This window comes from Paenarthrobacter sp. PPS72 (genome assembly GCF_048537125.1).
GTDB classification, from domain to species: domain Bacteria; phylum Actinomycetota; class Actinomycetes; order Actinomycetales; family Micrococcaceae; genus Arthrobacter; species Arthrobacter nitroguajacolicus_E.
Genome location: NZ_JBLYIE010000061.1, coordinates 73754 through 91829, shown reverse-complemented (window position 1 = coordinate 91829; position 18076 = coordinate 73754). Strand labels below are relative to the sequence as shown.

General features: G+C 63.2%; 19 protein-coding genes. 14 read left to right on the top strand and 5 right to left on the bottom strand.

The genetic code is table 11. The features are described 5' to 3' along the window. Positions 1 to 20: 20 nt before the first annotated feature. Complete coding sequence (locus tag ACLRGI_RS20970; RefSeq protein WP_419203386.1) at positions 21 to 1055, bottom strand: DUF4439 domain-containing protein; 1035 nt, start codon at positions 1053 to 1055, stop codon at positions 21 to 23. A gap of 168 nt (positions 1056 to 1223) precedes the next feature. On the opposite strand from ACLRGI_RS20970, the gene rimP reads away from it, so the two are divergent. Together rimP and nusA are read left to right on the top strand one after the other, a co-directional pair. Continuing rightward, complete coding sequence (gene rimP, locus ACLRGI_RS20965) at positions 1224 to 1835, top strand: ribosome maturation factor RimP (RefSeq protein ID WP_419203385.1); 612 nt, start codon at positions 1224 to 1226, stop codon at positions 1833 to 1835. Beyond that, complete coding sequence (gene nusA, locus ACLRGI_RS20960) at positions 1835 to 2815, top strand: transcription termination factor NusA (protein WP_419203384.1); 981 nt, start codon at positions 1835 to 1837, stop codon at positions 2813 to 2815. Before rimP ends, nusA begins: the two co-directional genes overlap by 1 nt. A 101-nt stretch (positions 2816 to 2916) precedes the next feature. Here nusA and ACLRGI_RS20955 read toward each other — a convergent pair whose 3' ends face one another. Continuing rightward, a complete protein-coding gene (locus ACLRGI_RS20955) occupies positions 2917 to 3180 on the bottom strand; it encodes a hypothetical protein (RefSeq protein WP_419203420.1) in 264 nt (87 codons plus the stop codon). Here ACLRGI_RS20955 and ACLRGI_RS20950 point away from each other — a divergent pair. From ACLRGI_RS20950 to ACLRGI_RS20935, 4 genes are all read left to right on the top strand, one after another. After that, positions 3094 to 3354: a YlxR family protein gene (locus ACLRGI_RS20950; protein ID WP_419203416.1), complete on the top strand. Its 261-nt coding sequence runs from the start codon at positions 3094 to 3096 to the stop codon at positions 3352 to 3354. The genes ACLRGI_RS20955 and ACLRGI_RS20950 overlap by 87 nt on opposite strands. A gap of 152 nt (positions 3355 to 3506) precedes the next feature. Continuing rightward, positions 3507 to 6386, top strand: coding sequence for a translation initiation factor IF-2 (infB, locus tag ACLRGI_RS20945; protein WP_419203383.1), 2880 nt, complete (start codon positions 3507 to 3509; stop codon positions 6384 to 6386). A gap of 77 nt (positions 6387 to 6463) precedes the next feature. Then, positions 6464 to 6967 (top strand): 30S ribosome-binding factor RbfA, encoded by a 504-nt coding sequence (gene rbfA / locus ACLRGI_RS20940; protein WP_419203382.1) that lies wholly within the window; start codon positions 6464 to 6466, stop codon positions 6965 to 6967. Between the two features lie 74 nt (positions 6968 to 7041). After that, the gene (locus ACLRGI_RS20935) at positions 7042 to 7524 is read left to right on the top strand and encodes a nucleoside deaminase (protein ID WP_419203381.1); all 483 of its coding nucleotides are present in this window, start codon (positions 7042 to 7044) and stop codon (positions 7522 to 7524) included. 13 nt (positions 7525 to 7537) lie between these two features. Here ACLRGI_RS20935 and ACLRGI_RS20930 read toward each other — a convergent pair whose 3' ends face one another. Beyond that, entirely contained in the window at positions 7538 to 8692 is a 1155-nt protein-coding gene (locus ACLRGI_RS20930; protein WP_419203380.1) for a pyridoxal phosphate-dependent aminotransferase, read from the bottom strand. 34 nt (positions 8693 to 8726) lie between these two features. Between ACLRGI_RS20930 and truB the strand changes: the two genes are divergently transcribed. The 8 genes from truB to ACLRGI_RS20890 all read left to right on the top strand — a co-directional run bounded on the left by truB (position 8727) and on the right by ACLRGI_RS20890 (position 16439). Continuing rightward, complete coding sequence (gene truB, locus ACLRGI_RS20925) at positions 8727 to 9650, top strand: tRNA pseudouridine(55) synthase TruB (protein WP_419203379.1); 924 nt, start codon at positions 8727 to 8729, stop codon at positions 9648 to 9650. A gap of 2 nt (positions 9651 to 9652) precedes the next feature. Continuing rightward, a complete protein-coding gene (locus ACLRGI_RS20920; RefSeq protein WP_419203378.1) occupies positions 9653 to 10006 on the top strand; it encodes a hypothetical protein in 354 nt (117 codons plus the stop codon). Positions 10007 to 10008: 2 nt separating this feature from the next. After that, positions 10009 to 10461, top strand: a complete 453-nt coding sequence (locus ACLRGI_RS20915; RefSeq protein ID WP_419203377.1) for a hypothetical protein — start codon at positions 10009 to 10011, stop codon at positions 10459 to 10461. A gap of 88 nt (positions 10462 to 10549) precedes the next feature. Beyond that, positions 10550 to 11533: a bifunctional riboflavin kinase/FAD synthetase gene (locus ACLRGI_RS20910; protein ID WP_419203376.1), complete on the top strand. Its 984-nt coding sequence runs from the start codon at positions 10550 to 10552 to the stop codon at positions 11531 to 11533. A 159-nt stretch (positions 11534 to 11692) separates the two neighbouring features. Then, positions 11693 to 11962, top strand: coding sequence for a 30S ribosomal protein S15 (rpsO, locus tag ACLRGI_RS20905; protein WP_017198030.1), 270 nt, complete (start codon positions 11693 to 11695; stop codon positions 11960 to 11962). 240 nt (positions 11963 to 12202) lie between these two features. Continuing rightward, positions 12203 to 14455, top strand: a complete 2253-nt coding sequence (locus ACLRGI_RS20900) for a polyribonucleotide nucleotidyltransferase (RefSeq protein WP_419203375.1) — start codon at positions 12203 to 12205, stop codon at positions 14453 to 14455. 90 nt (positions 14456 to 14545) lie between these two features. Beyond that, the gene (locus ACLRGI_RS20895; protein WP_419203374.1) at positions 14546 to 15889 is read left to right on the top strand and encodes a M16 family metallopeptidase; all 1344 of its coding nucleotides are present in this window, start codon (positions 14546 to 14548) and stop codon (positions 15887 to 15889) included. Positions 15890 to 15977: 88 nt separating this feature from the next. Beyond that, positions 15978 to 16439, top strand: a complete 462-nt coding sequence (locus tag ACLRGI_RS20890) for a DUF1579 family protein (RefSeq protein ID WP_419203373.1) — start codon at positions 15978 to 15980, stop codon at positions 16437 to 16439. A gap of 163 nt (positions 16440 to 16602) precedes the next feature. Here ACLRGI_RS20890 and ACLRGI_RS20885 read toward each other — a convergent pair whose 3' ends face one another. Both ACLRGI_RS20885 and moaA read right to left on the bottom strand, forming a co-directional pair. After that, complete coding sequence (locus ACLRGI_RS20885; RefSeq protein ID WP_419203372.1) at positions 16603 to 16869, bottom strand: MoaD/ThiS family protein; 267 nt, start codon at positions 16867 to 16869, stop codon at positions 16603 to 16605. 4 nt (positions 16870 to 16873) lie between these two features. Next, complete coding sequence (gene moaA / locus ACLRGI_RS20880) at positions 16874 to 18013, bottom strand: GTP 3',8-cyclase MoaA (RefSeq protein ID WP_419203371.1); 1140 nt, start codon at positions 18011 to 18013, stop codon at positions 16874 to 16876. Positions 18014 to 18076 lie beyond the last annotated feature (63 nt).

The window sequence follows — 18076 nt, the reverse complement described above, 5'->3', positions numbered from 1 at the left end:
TTATCAGCCGTTATCAGCTGTTATCCGCCGTTGGAAGTGGGCATCGGCAGCGATGGCAGCTCGTCGGCGTCGAGCATCAATCCCGGCAGTGCAGGCAGCGGCGCACCCCAGGCCGTGCTTCTGCGGGCAGCGGCCAGGAGGCCTTCAACGGCCCAGGCCCGGGTCTCCTCGGTAGACAAGGCGACAAGGTCACCGAATCGGGGCAGGGAGGCAAGTTCCACGGAACCCAGGAAAGTAGCCGGGCCTTGGGAGAACTCTTCAGGCAACCCGTAGCCGGCCTCGCTGGGAGGCACATCTGCGCAGTTGGCGCTGGTGAGTGATTCTGCCTGCTCGAGGAGTGCCTCGTGCTCTTGTAAATACTTGGCAGCGGCCGCCGAAGTGGAGTTGTCCAGGCGTTTGAGCGCCACCTGGTAAACGTAGATTGCTTCGTGCTGCGAGCGAACCATTGCCGCCAGGGCGGTGTCGGTTGTCGCTGACGTCGGCTGCGGGGTGGGGCTGGCTGATGGGCAAGAGGCCGCCAACGGTGTCGCCTCAGGAGCTTTGGTGTTCGACGCAGTTGCCTGCGGTGGCAGAGGCAATTGCCATTCCGTGGCCAGCCTTTCAGCCTGCAGCAGCTGGGCTGATCCGACGGCGGCAAGCAGGCGGGCGATCCCGCCGTCGGCCTTGCGGGCGTCGTCCAGGCGTTCGCGGCCGCTGCCGGCCAGCCCGGTCAAGAACGAGGCGCGGCTGGTTGGCGTGGTTGCGCTGATTGATGTAGTTGCATTGGCCTGAACTGCCGCTGCCGGCCCGCCGGACGCGGTGGCATTGGATGCTGCGCCATCAGGGATAAGCAGGGCCTGCGCGTGGGTTGTCAGCAAAGTCACAGCGTTGCCGAGCGCCGGCTTTCCGGCGTCAGGAGCCGCTGTGTCCGCTAACCAGGCGGCTGCTTCCCGTAGCAACAGAGCGTCCTCCATGGCTGCAAGGCGGGCGGTCTCGGAGTAGGGGACGTCCGGGGGAGAGGCGGAATCACGGGGAATAAGCACCATTCCGGTGCCGGCGACAAGCAGCGCCACCACGGCAACCAGTAGAACCCGGCCCCAGGGTTGTCTTCGTCGTTTTTCGCTTGTCTGCCCGTTCACAACAGACCATGGTGTCACGTGGACGGGGAACTCCGTGCACCATGTTCCCCGGAAAATCGTTAGGCTAGTAGTCACAACAACATCTATCGGGAGGCGGCGGGCAACGTGAGTGACTCGGAAGCCACGACTTCAACAGACCGTTCTGAATCGAACTCAACGGCCACCATCCACAACCCGGAAGAGAGCAGGCTCAAGGCGCTGCTCGAACCGGCTGTCCTTGCCAGCAGGCTGTACCTCGAGGATGTTTCCATCCACGTTGCCGGTTCACACCGCACGGTCCACGTCGTCGTGGACCTTCCGCAGGAAGAGACCGGGGGCGTCAGCCTTGACGCCATCGCGGAGGTCTCGCGCGGACTGTCCGACATTTTGGACAACGATCCCCATGACGACGGCCGTCCGTACGATCTCGAGGTTTCTTCCCCTGGAGTCGGCCGACCCCTTACTGAACCGCGTCACTGGCACCGGGCCCGCGGACGCATGGTCAGGGTCAACGTCATCCAAGGGGACAACCTCTTGGGGCGCATCGCCTCTGTGGGGGACGACGCCGTGACGCTCATCCCGGAACACGAGGTCAAAAAGGGCATGAAGCCCAAGCAGGGCGAACCCATCACTATTCCTTTCGACAGGATCCGCCAAGGAAAAGTCGAGATTGAATTCAGCCACCTCCACGAGGCTGCGCTGGAAGACGAGCACAACGGACCTTCCGAGGAGGCCTAATGGATATTGACATGAGCGCACTGAGACTCCTGGAGCGTGAGCGTGAAATCCCGCTGGATCTCCTGATTCCCACCATCGAGCAAGCGCTGCTGGTGGCGTACCACAAGACGCCCGGTGCCTTTGAGAAGGCCCGTGCTGAACTGGACCGCAAGAGCGGTCACGTGACCATCTGGGCCACTGAAATTGACGACGACGGCGAGCCCATCGGGGAGTTCGAGGACACCCCGGCCGGTTTCGGCCGCATCGCTGCCAGCACGGCCCGCCAGATCATTCTGCAGCGCCTTCGCGACGTGGAAGATGACAACGTGCTGGGCGAGTTCAAGGGCCGTGAAGGCGAGCTCGTGGCCGGCATGATCCAGCAGGGCAACAACCCCCACATGATCCAGGTCAACCTTGGATCCGTGGAGGCATTGCTGCCGCCGCCCGAGCAGGTTCCGGGCGAAAAGTACCTCCATGGAAGCCGTTTGCGCGCCTTCGTGGTGGATGTACACCGCGGCGCGAAGGGACCGTCCATCACGTTGTCCCGCTCGCACCCCGGCTTGGTCCGGAAGCTGTTCGAAATGGAAGTCCCGGAAATCGCGGACCACTCCGTGGAGATCGTTGCGCTGGCACGCGAAGCCGGTCACCGTACCAAGATCGCCGTCAAGGCAAATACTCCCGGCGTCAATGCCAAGGGTGCCTGCATCGGTGAAATGGGTTCCCGTGTCCGGGCAGTCATGACTGAACTCAACGACGAAAAGATCGACATCGTCGACTTCAGCGATGACCCCGCGACCTTTATCGCCAATTCGTTGTCGCCCTCGCGAGTGAATTCCGTCACTATCACCGACGAATCCACCCGTTCGGCCCGCGTGGTTGTGCCTGATTACCAGCTTTCGCTCGCGATCGGCAAGGAAGGCCAGAACGCACGGCTCGCTGCCAAGCTGACCGGCTGGCGTATCGATATCGTCTCGGACGCTGCTCCGGCCAAGACGGACTAGCGGTTCAACCGGCGGCTCGCGCCGCCGGTTCCGCGCCGCGCTGGCGGCGTACTTGGTTTCGGGAGACCGGGGCCGGGGGGCTAGACTAGATGGAACCGGGCTTACGTCCGGTATCCGCGCGCTTTGGCGTGCCTCAGCTGCATCCGCAGGACAGGGGCCCGTCGGGTGCCAGTAGCGTAAGGCAGGTTGGACACGTCGTGGCTGAACTGCTTGAACATGGCCATGGGCCTGTTCGCACGTGCATCGGATGCCGGAAGCAAGGCTCCCGGTCCGAGCTTATCCGGCTGGTCGCCCAAGGCGGCGGTTCGTCCGCTGTCCTGGTCGATGTTCGACGTCGGATGGCCGGCAGGGGCGCGTGGCTGCACCCCAGCGAAAAGTGCTTGGCATTGGCGATCAAGCGGCGAGCTTTTGGAAGGGCCCTTGCGGGTGCATCCGATGCAGGCGCCGTAGAACGATTCCTGATGCCCGGTACGCCACTTGTGGAGGCCCAGGCCGCCGCAGGAAAACCGTCCAAACCTGAAAGCGGGTCAGAAAACTGATGGAAACCCGATGAGTTCCCAGCGATGAGTGCGTAACGATGACAACTTTGTTGCGCTCTGCAATGGGCCTTTCAATCGCGCAAGCGGCGAAGGCCCGCAGTAAGAAGTAGACGGTTCGTGCCTGGCTCGGTGCGGACCGAGACAGGAGAAATGTGGCCAAGGTCCGCGTACATGAGCTCGCCAAAGAGCTCGGTATTACTTCCAAAGATGCAGTAACCAAACTGCAGGAATTGGGCGAATTCGTTCGCTCAGCCTCTTCAACCATTGAGGCCCCCGTCGTGAAGAAGCTTCGCGACGCCTACCCGGGTGCCGGCGCTGCCAAGGCCGCCGCTCCCGCTGCAGCCCCTAAAGCACCCGCAGCATCCCGTCCGGCAGCTCCGGCGCCGGGTCCTGCAGCGCCGAAGGCCCCGGCCCCGGCGCCTGCAGCTCCCGCTCCGGCAGCTCCGGCCGCCGCTGCTCCGGCGGCCCCCGCCGCCGCTTCACCGGCTGCCCCGGCAGCCCCCGCAGCTCCTGCTGCGTCCACCCCGGTCTCGGCCAAGCCCGGTGCCCGTCCTGCTCCCAAGGCAGAGACTCCGGCTCCGGCGCGTCAAGGTGGTCAGGCTCCGCGTCCCGGCGGTCCCCGTCCGGGTAACAACCCGTTTGCTACGTCCCAGGGCATGCCCCGCGGCCGTGGTGGCGATGGAGATCGTCCGCCCCGTCCGGGTAACAACCCGTTTGCACCGTCCCAGGGCATGCCCCGAGGCGAACGCCGCAATGACGGCGAACGCCCCGGTGGTCCGCGTCCCGCGGCCGGAGCAGGCGGACCCCGTCCCGCAGCAGGTACCGGTGGTCCCCGTCCGGGCGCACCGCGTCCCGGTGCACCTCGTCCGGGCGCACCGCGTCCCGCCGGCGGTCCCGGTGCTGGAAACCGTCCTACTCCAGGCATGATGCCCAACCGCACTGAGCGTCCGGCTCCCGGTGGCGCAGGCCGTCCGGGTGGCGCAGGCCGTCCCGGTGGCGGACCCGGTCGTCCCGGTGGTGCACCTGGTGCAGGTACCGGTGGCGGAGCTCCCGCCGGCGGTGGCTTCGGCAAGGGTGGCCGCGGTCGCGGTGGCACCCAGGGTGCCTTCGGCAAGGGCGGCGCCGGTCGTGGCAAGCAGCGCAAGTCGAAGCGTGCAAAGCGCCAGGAACTGGAGCAGATGAGTGCTCCGTCGCTGGGCGGCGTATCAGTACCCCGCGGTGACGGCGAGACCATCATCCGCCTGCGTCGTGGCTCGTCCATCACGGACTTTGCCGAGAAGATTGATGCGAACCCCGCATCGCTGGTGACCGTGCTGTTCCACCTCGGTGAAATGGCAACGGCTACGCAGTCCCTGGACGAAGACACCTTTGGCCTGCTTGGCGCCGAACTCGGTTACAAGCTCCAGGTTGTTTCCCCCGAGGATGAAGAGCGCGAGCTGCTGGACCAGTTCGACATCAACATCCAGGATGAACTCGACGCCGAAGGCGACGACGTTCTCGAGGCCCGCGCACCGGTTGTCACCGTTATGGGTCACGTTGACCACGGTAAGACCCGTCTTTTGGATGCCATCCGCAACTCGAACGTTGTGGCCGGCGAGCACGGTGGCATCACCCAGCACATTGGTGCTTACCAGATCAGCCACGTCCACGAGGGCACGGCCCGCGATATCACCTTCATTGACACCCCCGGTCACGAGGCCTTCACGGCCATGCGTGCACGTGGTGCCAAGGTCACCGATATCGCGATCCTGGTTGTCGCAGCCGACGACGGCGTCATGCCGCAGACGGTGGAAGCGCTCAACCACGCTCAGGCAGCCAACGTGCCGATCGTCGTCGCAGTGAACAAGATCGACAAGGAAGGCGCCAACCCTGACAAGGTCAAGGGCCAGCTGACCGAGTACGGTCTGGTTCCGGAAGAATATGGTGGCGACACCATGTTCGTTGAGGTCTCTGCACGCCAGAACCTCAACATCGACGAACTGATCGACGCCGTCCTGCTGACCGCGGATGCCGCACTGGATCTGCGCGCCAACCCGGACAAGGACGCTCGAGGCATTGCCATCGAAGCGAACCTGGACAAGGGCCGCGGTGCTGTTGCAACCGTCCTGGTTCAGTCCGGAACGCTGGCAGTGGGCGACACGATTGTGGCCGGTACGGCTCACGGCCGCGTCCGCGCCATGTTCGACGAGAACGGTGAGGCACTCGATGTCGCACTGCCGTCCCGTCCGGTCCAGGTCCTTGGCCTTTCCAACGTGCCGCGTGCAGGTGACACCTTCCTGGTGACCCCTGACGAGCGTACGGCCCGCCAGATCGCTGAGAAGCGTGAAGCTGCCGACCGCAACGCCGCACTGGCCAAGCGTCGCAAGCGCATCAGCCTGGAAGACTTCGACCAGGCCGTTGCCGAAGGCAAGATCGACACCCTCAACCTCATCCTCAAGGGTGACGTGTCCGGTGCCGTGGAAGCCCTCGAAGACGCCTTGCTCAAGATCGACGTCGGAGACGACGACGTTCAGCTCCGTGTCATCCACCGCGGTGTTGGTGCCATCACGCAGAACGACGTCAACCTCGCCACGGTGGACAACGCCATCATCATTGGCTTCAACGTCAAGCCGGCCGAGCGCGTTGCTGAACTGGCTGACCGCGAAGGCGTGGATATGCGCTTCTACTCGGTCATCTACGCAGCAATCGATGACATCGAGATGGCTCTCAAGGGCATGCTCAAGCCGGAATACGAAGAAGTCCAGCTCGGTACCGCCGAGGTTCGCGAAGTCTTCCGTTCTTCCAAGTTCGGAAACATCGCCGGCTCGATCGTCCGCACGGGCATCATCCGCCGTAACACCAAGGCACGTGTCAGCCGCGACGGCAAGGTCATCGGTGACAACCTCACCGTTGAGACGCTCAAGCGCTTCAAGGATGACGCCACCGAAGTCCGTACCGACTTCGAGTGTGGTATCGGTCTTGGCTCCTTCAATGACATCACTGAAGGCGACATCATCGAGACCTTCGAAATGCGCGAAAAGCCGCGCAGCTAGGTTCCGTTTGGAACGGGTCCGTCGGGTAGCCCCGGCGGACCCGTTCCGTCCCTTTTTCTACTTTCCAGGAGGAAGTCATGGCTGATCCCGCACGCGCTGCCAAGCTGGCACAGCGGATAAAGGTGGTCGTCGCTGAGGCCCTCGGGCGACGGGTCAAGGATCCGCGCGTCGAGTCCATCACGGTCACGGACGCCCGCGTCACCAACGACCTTCAGCACGCCACCATCTACTACACCGTCTTTGGTGACGACGTAGCACAGGCCGATGCCGCCAGGGCGCTGGAGAAGGCCAAGGGTGTCCTGCGGCAGGAAGTCGGCCGCAACATCACAGTTCGCCTCACTCCCACCCTCGAGTTCGTGGCTGACCAGATTCCGGTCAATGCCTCCAACCTTGAGGAGTTGCTCCGTGAAGCCAAGCGTCGCGACGCAGAGGTAGCCGCTTTGGCTGCCCGCGCCAAGCACGCCGGCGAGGCAGACCCCTACAAGGGCGATTCCCCGGAGGACATCGAAGAGGACGATTTCGACGAAGAGGACACTGACCTCTCCGGAGACAACGAACTCGACGAAGACGCCCACCGCTAGTTTTCTACAGCAAATGCCCCTAATGAGCCTTCTTAGGGGCATTTGCTGCATTCAAACTCGCTATGATCGGGAGCATGTCGGTGCACAGTGCTCAGCAACGTGATGAATACCTGAACCTGGCCATCAAGCTGGCCGTGCAGAACGTTTCCGACGGCGGCGGCCCTTTCGGCGCCGTCGTGGTCACCCCGGACGGAACTGTCCACGAGGGAGTCAACCGGGTCACTCGGGACCACGACCCCACGGCACACGCGGAAGTAGTGGCGATTCGTCGGGCCGCCGCGGCAATGAAGAGGTTCGACCTCACAGGTTCGGTCCTCTATGCCAGCTGCGAGCCTTGCCCGCTGTGCCTATCCGCCACGCTCTGGGCCCGGATAGGTCACGTCTATTTCGCTGCAGACAGGCATGGCGCTGCAAGGGCAGGCTTTGACGACGCTGTTTTCTATGAGTATTTCGCGGGCGCCCGGCCGGAACTGCTGCCCGTGGAGCATGCCGGGTTGGCCGGTTCCGATGAACCCTTCGACGCTTGGCGGAACCACGCACGCCGCACAGCCTACTGAGGGTCCGCCAAGACTAAACCTTGGCCGGGAGGCGGTTGACGCCGTCGAGCAGGTTTTGTTGTTCGCCGCAGAGGGCGATCCTGATCCATCCCTCGCCGATCGAACCGAATGCCGTACCCGGAGCGAAAGACACACCAGAGTCAGCCAGGAAGGCCCGCACCCACGCCCTCACGTCCCCGCCGCTCACGTGCGAGACGTCAGCCCAAAGGTAGAACGCCCCTTGGGCGCCCAGGAACGGAATTCCCTTCTTTGCCAGCACAGCTGAAGCTGCATCCCGATTACTCCGGTAATGGTCGCGCGCCTGGGAAACATAATCCTGTGGTCCCGTCAGGGCAGCCACGGCGGCGTACTGCGAAGGAGAAGCGACGCAGGACACGATGGACTCCATCACGTTGTTCATCTTCCGCTCCAGGCCTGGCGGGCAGATCAACGCCCCGATGCGCAGACCCGTCAACCCGTAGGTTTTGGACAGCGTCAAGGATGTGAAGACCCGGGCTTCGCCGGGGACATCGCTGTCGAAACGGGCAGGACTGACATGGGGGACATCGAAGGTAAAGGCTTCGTAGCACTCGTCCGAGATGATCCAGAGGTCGTGGTGGACGGCCAGTTCCAGCAGTTGGCGGGTGGTTTCCTCGCTGAACACGGCTCCCAGGGGATTGGACGGCGAGTTCATCATCAGCACCCTGGTCCTGGGCGTGATGAGGGCCTCGATGTCCTCAATGCGGGGCTGGAAGTCGTTCTGCGGGTAGAGCGGATACTGAACAGGCACGGCGTGCAGCAGCCTGCTGGTCATGGCGAAGGTGGGGTAGCCGGGGTTCGGGATCAGAATCTCGTCGCCGGGGGAGAGGAGGAGGCTCATGGCAAAATGCAACCCCTGCTGGGCGCCGTCCACAACGTAGACGCGTTCCGCGCCGATATTGACGCTTTGCTGCTCCCGGAAGCGCGTGGCAAAGGCTTCACGGAGGGCCGGAATCCCGGCGTTGGGTGTGTAGTTGGTCTCATCACGGTCCAGGCACTCAATGCCGGCGTCGAGGACGTGACGGGGTAGGGCGAAGCCCGGTTCGCCGATGCTCAGGACGATTGCTCCGGGGGTGGACCAAGCAGCTTCGGTGATCTCGCGGATCTGGTTCACGGGGACGTCTCGGACGTGGGCGGCAAGCTCAGGCATGGGAGCCATCCTAGCCACCCATATACTGGTAAGCGTGCTTTCCGGACTGGTAATCGTTGACAAACCGCAGGGATGGACCAGCCATGATGTGGTTGGCCGGATGCGGCGGCTGGCCGGCACCCGGAAAGTGGGCCACGCGGGCACCCTTGATCCCATGGCAACCGGGGTCTTGGTGCTGGGTATCAACAAGGCCACGCGCCTGCTGACCTACATCGTGGGAACGTCCAAGACCTACACCGCCACCATCAGGCTGGGCGAAACCACCATCACCGATGACGCCGAGGGTGAGGTTACGGAAGCCCGCAACGCGGCGGAGATTACCGACGACGCCGTCGCTGCCGGTGTTGCCGCGCTCACCGGACCCATCCAGCAGGTTCCCAGCAGCGTTAGCGCCATCAAAGTCAACGGCGAACGCTCCTACGCCCGCGTCCGCTCGGGCGAAGAGGTCAAGCTTGCTGCCCGTCCGGTCACCATCCACCGCTTCGACATCCACTCCATCACCAGGATCGACGGCGGCAGGGTAGTCGACGTCGATGTCACCGTTGAATGTTCTTCCGGCACGTACATCAGGGCGTTGGCCCGGGACCTGGGCAACGCCTTGGGCGTCGGCGGGCACCTCACAGCGTTGCGCAGGACCCAGGTTGGCCCCTACTCCCTTGACCAAGCCCGCACGCTGGAGGATCTGGCAGAAGAGCTCGAGGTTCTGGAGATGTCCTTGGCAGCACGTGCACTGATGCCCAATCGGGAGCTGAGCGAAGAAGAAACCACGGAGATCTCCTTCGGCCGCCGTATCACTGCCGGGCCGGCAGCGGGAACGCCCGAGGCGGCCACGGCCGAAAAGCCTGCCGCCGCCTTCGCGCCGTCGGGCGAACTGGTGGCATTGTTGGCAGATGCCGGCAGCTTCGCGAAACCCGTGCTGGTTTTTGCGCCGGGAACTGGAACCGGGCAGGCAAAATAAGCATGGACGGATACTTTTACGCCATCCTCATCGTCGGACTGGTGTCCACGGTCATGTGCATCGTGGCCGGCTTGATGAAGAAAGCCCCGAACGACCCCACCATCTTCTCCGTTCTTGCAGTTGAGCTTGTACTCGTGGTGTATCTGGTGGGTTCGATCGTCCGGGTAGCCATGGGAGAGCAGATGGCCGGTGAACCCTGGGAGTTTTGGGGCTACCTCATCGTTGCCCTGATGATTCCTCTGGGCGCGGTCTATTGGGCCATCCTTGAACGGACCCGCTGGAGCAACTTCGTCCTTGCGGCCGTGGGCGTTACCGTGCTGGTGATGGCGGCCCGCATGAACCAGATCTGGTACTGACCATGAAGGAAGAACACAAAGTGACTGGAACCGAGACCAACCCGGCGAACCGGCAACCGCAGCAGAAGGACACCCGGAACACGGGGCCCGGGCGCTTGTTGATTGCGGTTTATGCCGTGTTCGCGTTGTCGGCAACGGCACGTGCCGGCTACCAGATCGCCACCAAGTTCGCGGAAGCCCCCTTGGCGCACATACTGTCGGCGTTCGCCGCCGTCGTTTACATAGTGGCCACCATTTCGCTCGCGAAGCCGGGCCGTACCTGGTTCAAGGTTTCCGTTGCCGCCGTGCTCACTGAACTGGTGGGGGTGCTGGTGGTAGGAGCGATCAGCCTCTTCGATCCCGTTGCTTTCCCGCACGACACCGTGTGGTCCCTTTTTGGCCGCGGTTATGGCTTCGTCCCGCTGGTCCTGCCGATCCTGGGCCTTCTGTGGCTCAACAAGCGCCGACCGTCCTGAGCCAAACACCCCAGCGGGTAACCTTAGAATGTTCCGGCGCCGGGAGGTTGTCGGACACAACGAACATCTGCAGTAAAAGGCGAGGTTGATGGTCCACATCTGGAACGATCCCACCGAAGTCCCCAAGGACTTCGGACCTACTGTCGTTACCATCGGGAACTTTGACGGCGTCCATCGTGGCCACCAGCATGTCCTGTCGCAGTTGACGGGCGCGGCCAGGCGTCACAACATACCGTCGGTTGCCGTGACGTTCGATCCCCACCCCGCCCAGGTGCACAGGCCGGACTCCGCCCCGGAACTCATCATGGGGCTTCAGGACAAACTGGAGGCCCTCGGCGATACCGGTGTGGATGCCGTACTGGTGATGAAGTACACCCTGGACCTCGCTGCGATGACGCCGTTGGAGTTTGTCCGCGAGGTCCTTCTTGAAGGGCTTCATGCCGCACACCTCGTTGTAGGGCACGATCTCCGTTTCGGTGCAGGCAATGCAGGCGATGTCGTGACCATGCAGGAACTGGGTGATCAACTCGGGTTTGGTGTGCAGGTCGTCAACGAATACGGCGCGGGAGGCTTCCCGGTCCACGACGACGGCGATGCCGACCGCCGCTGTTCCTCCACCTGGGTGAGGGAGGCTTTGTCCGAAGGAGACGTTGTCACCGCTGCCGCAGTGCTGGGCCGGCCCCACCGCATGCGCGGGGAAGTGGTGCATGGGGCTGCCCGTGGGCGGGATCTCGGATTCCCCACGGCAAACCTTTCCCACGACTCCACCGGTTATGTCCCGGCTGACGGCATCTACGCCGGGTGGCTGATCGACCAGGCCGGCACGCGATGGCCCGCCGCCATCTCCGTTGGTTCCAACCCCACGTTCGATGGCGTCAGCCGACAGGTTGAGGCCCACGTGATCGACCGTCCCGAAGAGAACGTGGAAGATTTCGACCTCTACGGGCAGATCGTCGCCGTCGAATTTACGCAACGGCTGCGGGGCATGGTGGCTTACCGGGGACCGGAAGCGCTGGTCGAACAAATGTGCCTGGACGTAGCCCAGGCGCACGAGCTGTTGACCCGGCACTAGGGGCATTTCGACAACACTGCTGACGTGCCGGTAAACTGATAAGTGGATCCGGCTGCAGTCCGTGGCGGCTGGACCTGTTTTTGTGTACGGCAACGTACCAAGGGCAACCCGTCAGCGAGGCGCTGCACCGGGAGGCACGGCACAACTCTAGGAGTTCACGTGGCACTTGACGCCGCTGTAAAGCAGTCCATCATCAAGGAATACGCAACCTCTGAAGGCGACACCGGTTCGCCCGAGGTCCAGGTTGCAGTCCTGACCCAGCGGATCAAGGATCTGACTGAGCACATGAAGGAGCACAAGCACGACTTCCACACCCAGCGCGGTCTGCTGGCCATGGTTGGTCGTCGCAAGCGCATGCTTTCCTACCTGAAGAACACTGACATCGCCCGCTACCGTGCGCTCATCGAGCGTCTCGGCCTGCGCCGCTAGTCTGCCTTTAGGGGCGGCCCGCTCCTTGCGGGAGCGGGCCGCCTTCTTCACCAACAACTAAAAACAGGAATCAACCGCATCGCGCATTCGCGGTCCTCGGTAGTGATTCCCGGGAAACCATCTGTGACGATGCCGCCCGTGGATCTCGATCGATGACCGGGTGTCGTACAGGCCAGGAAAAAAGAAGAGGCCTGGGTTGATGCGGCGGACTTCCGCTAACAGAAACGGAGGTGACTCTCTATGGAGGGTCCCGAAATCCAGTTCTCCGAAGCCATTATCGACAACGGTCGTTTCGGCAAGCGCGTCATTCGCTTCGAAACCGGCCGCCTTGCCAAGCAGGCAGCCGGCGCGTCCATGGTCTACATCGACGAAGACACCGCACTGCTCTCGGCAACCACCGCAGGCAAGCAGCCGCGCGAAGGTTTCGACTTCTTCCCGCTGACGGTCGATGTCGAAGAGCGTATGTACGCTGCCGGCCGTATCCCGGGTTCGTTCTTCCGCCGCGAAGGCCGTCCCTCCACGGAAGCCATCCTGGCTTGCCGCCTGATGGACCGCCCGCTGCGCCCGGCCTTCGTCAAGGGCCTGCGCAACGAGGTCCAGATCGTGGTCACCGTTCTGGCCATCAACCCTGATGAGCTCTACGACGTCGTCGCCATCAACGCTTCCTCGATGTCCACCCAGCTGTCCGGCCTCCCGTTCTCCGGCCCGATCGGTGGCGTCCGCGTTGCCCTCATCGCCGACGAACAGGGTTCGCAGTGGGTTGCTTTCCCGAAGCACTCCCAGCTTGAGAACGCCGTGTTCAACATGGTTGTTGCCGGCCGCATCGCCGGTGACGACGTCGCCATCATGATGGTTGAAGCCGAAGCCACGGACAACTCCTGGAACCTCATCAAGGAACAGGGTGCAACCGCTCCCACCGAAGAGGTTGTTTCCGAGGGCCTCGAGGCTGCCAAGCCGTTCATCAAGGCACTCTGTGAAGCACAGGCAGACCTGGCAGCCCGCGCTGCCAAGCCCACGGTTGAGTTCCCGGTATTCCTGGACTACCAGGACGACGTCTACGCCGCTGTTGAAGCCGCTGCCGCTGACAAGCTGGCCGCTGTCTTCCAGATTGCTGACAAGCAGGACCGCGACAACGCCTCAGACGAGCTCAAGGACGAGGTCCTTGGCGCCCTTGCCGGCCAGTTCGAGGGTCGCGAAAAGGAGCTGTCCGCTGCTTTCCGCTCGGTCACCAAGCACGTTGTGCGCCAGCGTATCCTCAAGGACCAGGTCCGCATCGACGGACGTGGCCTGACGGACATCCGCCAGCTGACCGCCGAGGTAGAGGTTCTGCCCCGCGTTCACGGTTCCGCAATCTTCGAGCGCGGCGAAACCCAGATCATGGGTGTCACCACGCTGAACATGCTCAAGATGGAGCAGCAGATCGATTCGTTGTCGCCGGTAACGCGCAAGCGCTACATGCACAACTACAACTTCCCGCCGTACTCCACCGGTGAAACCGGCCGCGTCGGTTCCCCGAAGCGCCGCGAAATCGGCCACGGCGCCCTCGCTGAGCGCGCCTTGGTACCGGTTCTGCCCACCCGTGAAGAGTTCCCGTACGCCATCCGCCAGGTATCCGAGGCACTCGGTTCCAACGGTTCGACGTCCATGGGTTCGGTCTGTGCCTCCACCCTCTCCATGCTTAATGCCGGTGTTCCGCTGAAGGCAGCTGTTGCAGGTATCGCCATGGGCCTGGTGTCCGACCAGGTTGACGGCCAGACCCGCTACGCAGCCCTCACCGACATCCTCGGTGCCGAAGACGCATTCGGTGACATGGACTTCAAGGTTGCCGGTACGTCCGAGTTCGTCACGGCCATCCAGCTGGACACCAAGCTCGACGGCATCCCCGCTTCCGTGCTGGCAGCAGCACTGAAGCAGGCCCGTGAAGCCCGCCTGCACATCCTCGAGGTCATCAACGCAGCGATCGACACCCCGGACGAGCTCTCCGAGTTCGCACCGCGCGTTATCGCCGTTAAGATCCCTGTGGACAAGATCGGCGAGGTCATTGGCCCCAAGGGCAAGATGATCAACCAGATCCAGGAAGACACGGGCGCGGACATCTCCATTGAAGATGACGGCACTGTCTACATCGGCGCCACCAACGGTCCGTCTGCAGACGCAGCACGTTCCGCAATCAACGCCATCGCCAACCCGCAGGTTCCGGAAATCGGCGAGCGCTACCTGGGTACGGTCGTCAAGACCACCACCTTCGGTGCTTTCGTTTCCCTGACCCCGGGCAAGGACGGCCTGCTGCACATCTCCGAGCTCCGCAAGCTGGCCAACGGCAAGCGCGTAGACAACGTTGATGACGTCGTCTCCGTGGGCCAGAAGGTCCAGGTTGAGATCACCAAGATCGATGACCGCGGAAAGCTTTCCCTCTCCCCGGTTGTTGCCGAGGAAGAAGGAGCAGCCTCCGAGGACGCTCCGGCCGAGGTCGTTCAAGAGTCCGCAGAGTAGTCTGTAAGCAGTACACCCGGCAGGGCCGGTGGGCTTGAAAAAGCTCCACCGGCCCTTCCGGCCTTAACCCGAAAACCTTGAAAGGCCTTGATGACTGTCGTACCCCTGCCACTGGAGCAAACCCTTCCCGGTGGCGAACTGATCCATGGTGCCGAGGGCGGTTCCGTCGTGCGGCGCTCCGTCCTTCCGGGCGGCGTGCGCGTCCTGACCGAGGCGATGCCCGGCCAGCGTTCGGCCACCATCGGCTTCTGGGTGGCAGTGGGTTCACGCGATGAAGCGGACGGCCAGCACGGTTCCACACATTTCCTCGAGCACCTGCTGTTCAAGGGCACCAAGCGGCGCACAGCCCTGGAGATCGCCTCGGCGTTTGACGAGGTGGGCGGTGAATCCAACGCGGCAACGGCCAAGGAAAGCACCTGCTACTTCGCCCGGGTCCTTGACACGGATCTTCCCATGGCGATTGATGTCATTGCGGACATGATCACGGGCGCGGTGCTCGATCCTGCCGAATTGGAGCAGGAACGCGACGTCATCCTTGAGGAAATCGCCATGGACAGCGATGACCCCACGGACGTCGCACACGAAAAGTTCGTAGCAGCTGTGCTCGGCAACCACCCCTTGGCGCGCCCCATCGGGGGAACGCCCGACGCCATCAAGGCCGTGGCAAGGGACTCGGTGTGGGCGCACTATCAGCGCTACTACCGCCCGGAAGAACTGGTCATCACCGCTGCCGGCGGACTGGATCACGACGTCGTCTGCCAACTTGTGCTCGATGCCCTGAAGGCGGCGGGCTGGCAGCTTGACGCAGAGGCCGCGCCAGTGAACCGCAGGGGTACTGACCGGGCGGTTATCACGGGCACCTCAGGACTGCACGTGGTCAAGCGTCCCGTGGAGCAGGCCAACATCATTATGGGGTGCCCGACGATCGTTGCTACGGATGACCGCCGGTTCGTCATGAGCGTGCTGAACGCCGTACTGGGCGGCGGAATGTCCTCCCGCCTGTTCCAGGAAATCCGTGAGAAGCGCGGCCTCGTGTACTCCACCTACTCATTCACTGCAGCGTACGCGGACGCCGGATACTTCGGCATGTACGCCGGTTGCACGCCTTCCAAGGTTCGCCAGGTGTTGGAACTCCTGGGCCTTGAGCTGGATAAGCTCGCCAAGGAAGGCATCACCGACGAAGAGCTTCGAAAGGCCGTGGGACAGCTCAGCGGCGGGATTGTCCTTGCGCTTGAGGACACCGGCTCGCGGATGTCGCGGCTTGGCCGGGCAGAACTGGTGTCGGGAGAATTCCAGGACATCGACGAGACCCTGGCCCGCATCAAGGCGGTCACGGTGGAAGACGTTCAGGAACTTGCCCGCGAACTCGCAGCGGCGCCCCGAACCATTACCGTTGTTGGCCCGTTCGAGGAATCCGAAACCTTCGGCCTTTAGGTTCACGTCCGGAATCTCTGGACTCCCGCACTGTAAACAGGGCAGCATGATCACACGATGATGCTGCCCTGACTACATTGGAGACCTGATGGATCTGCCTTCAAGCGGCCATGCTGCGGAGATGCTGCGGGATTTCATCGGTCACTGGCGGGGCATCACGGAGATCGCTGCGTCCCCTTGGGGAACGGCGAGGACTGCTGAGGCCGAAGCGGTGTTTACCAAGGCCGCGGGCGGCTATGCGGTGGTCCAGAGCTACAGGCACCGCGAAGCCGACGGCACGCATTTCGAAGGCCATGGCATGTTCACCGTGGACCGCGACCACGGCGACACACTCTGGTACTACGTGGACAGCATGGGCCGGCCGCCGGCCAGCCCCGTCCGGGGAACCTGGCATGGAGGAACCCTGACACTGGACCGGAGAACGTCCGACGGCGTAGCAAGGCATACGTTCCGCGTTGAAGACAACGTATTGGTGCACACCGCTGACTTGAGGCTGGAGGGAACCGCCGAGTTCAGCCCATTGTTGAAGAGCGTGTTCCGGAAGGCATGACCCTGTAGGCACGCCTGACCAGTACTAGTGCAGGCGTCCCAGCATGTCCTCGGCTTTTTCGAGGCTCTCGAAGTCCAGTTCCACAACACCCCCCGGAGTCTTCTGCGGGCCTGCTGACGCGGAAATGCCGGACACCGGAACCGGCTCTGTCCCGGTCTATGTCCTAGCCCCCGGCGAAAGGGGGGAGGACGTCAATGACGTCCTCACTTCCCAGGGGAGCCGTACGATCCCGGACAGCCACCTCATTGCGGAGGAAACTGCTGCGGGCCACGATCCTGGCGAGTGGTGGGGTGCCTTCGGGAGGCAGCGGACGTTCGACGGCGAGGGCAGCTTCCAGCAGCGCTTCAAGGCTGGTGCCTTCCGGGAGGACGTGGAGTTCTTCCTCGACCCCGGCGGCCGCGCGTGCGGCAGCGAAGTAACGGACAAGCAAGGGTTCAGCCTCCGATTGCGCTCATGCTGCGGTCCGGCTGGACGAAGTCCGCGGCGCCGAGACCGGTGTGGTCCATGCCGTGTGCTTTGGGCTTGACCCACATGGCATCCTGCCACCGCGATGCCAGTTCCTCATCCGTGGCGCCCTCACGGAGGAGGCCCAGAAGATCGAATTCTTCGCGGGAGAAGAGGCAGCTCATGATCTTGCCTTCAGCGGTAATGCGGGTACGGCGGCAGTCAGAGCAGAACGGCTCAGTGACCGAGGCGATGATACCCACTGTACCGAGGACCGGACCAGTGGCAGCGCCCGTTGCCGCATCCCGGCGTCGTACTTCAAAGCGTTCGGCCGGAGCGCCGTCCCTCTCGCGGGGGTCGGCGCCGAGCACGAAGTCGCGGGAGAGCAGTTCACGAATTTCGGCAGCGGTGATCATGTTGCGCCGGGTCCATCCGTGGTCGGCATCCAAGGGCATTTGCTCGATGAAGCGGAGCTCGTAGCCGCGGCCCAACGCCCAGGCCAGCAGATCCGGCGATTCGGCGTCGTTAATCCCACGCATCAGGACAGCATTCAGTTTCACAGGGCCCAAACCGGCTGCCCAGGCGGCATCCACGCCTGCCAGGACGCGGTCCAGGAAGGGGCGTCGGGTGAGCTTGGTAAAGGTCTCCTCGTGCAGGGAGTCGAGCGAGACGTTGATGCGGGTCAGGCCCGCAGCCTTCAGCGCCGCTGCCTTCTTATCCAGTCCCACACCATTGGTGGTCATGGAAATAGGGAGGTCCGGGTGGTCGTCCCGGATGCCGGCAATTATGTCCACCAAATCGGCGCGGACCAAGGGTTCGCCGCCGGTAAGCCGGAGCTCCCGTACGCCCAGGGCGTTGACGCCGACGCCCACAATGCGGATGATTTCGTCCTTGGTCATCACGGCTTGTTTCGAGAGCCATTCGAGCCCCTCGGCCGGCATGCAGTAGGTGCAGCGAAGATTGCACTTGTCCGTCAGGGACAGGCGCATATCCGTGGCGCGCCGACCATAGCGGTCCCACAGCCCGGCGGGCGTACCCGCGGGACGTGCGGGCGGAATTGCCGCGCCGCTTTCCGTGCTGCCCACGGCTCCGCCCGAAGGGGGAACCGGCATGCCCAGCTGAACACTCATAAATTCAGGCTACGCCACCATGGCTGAATCAGTGACACCGATTACAGTCATACAGTTCTTACG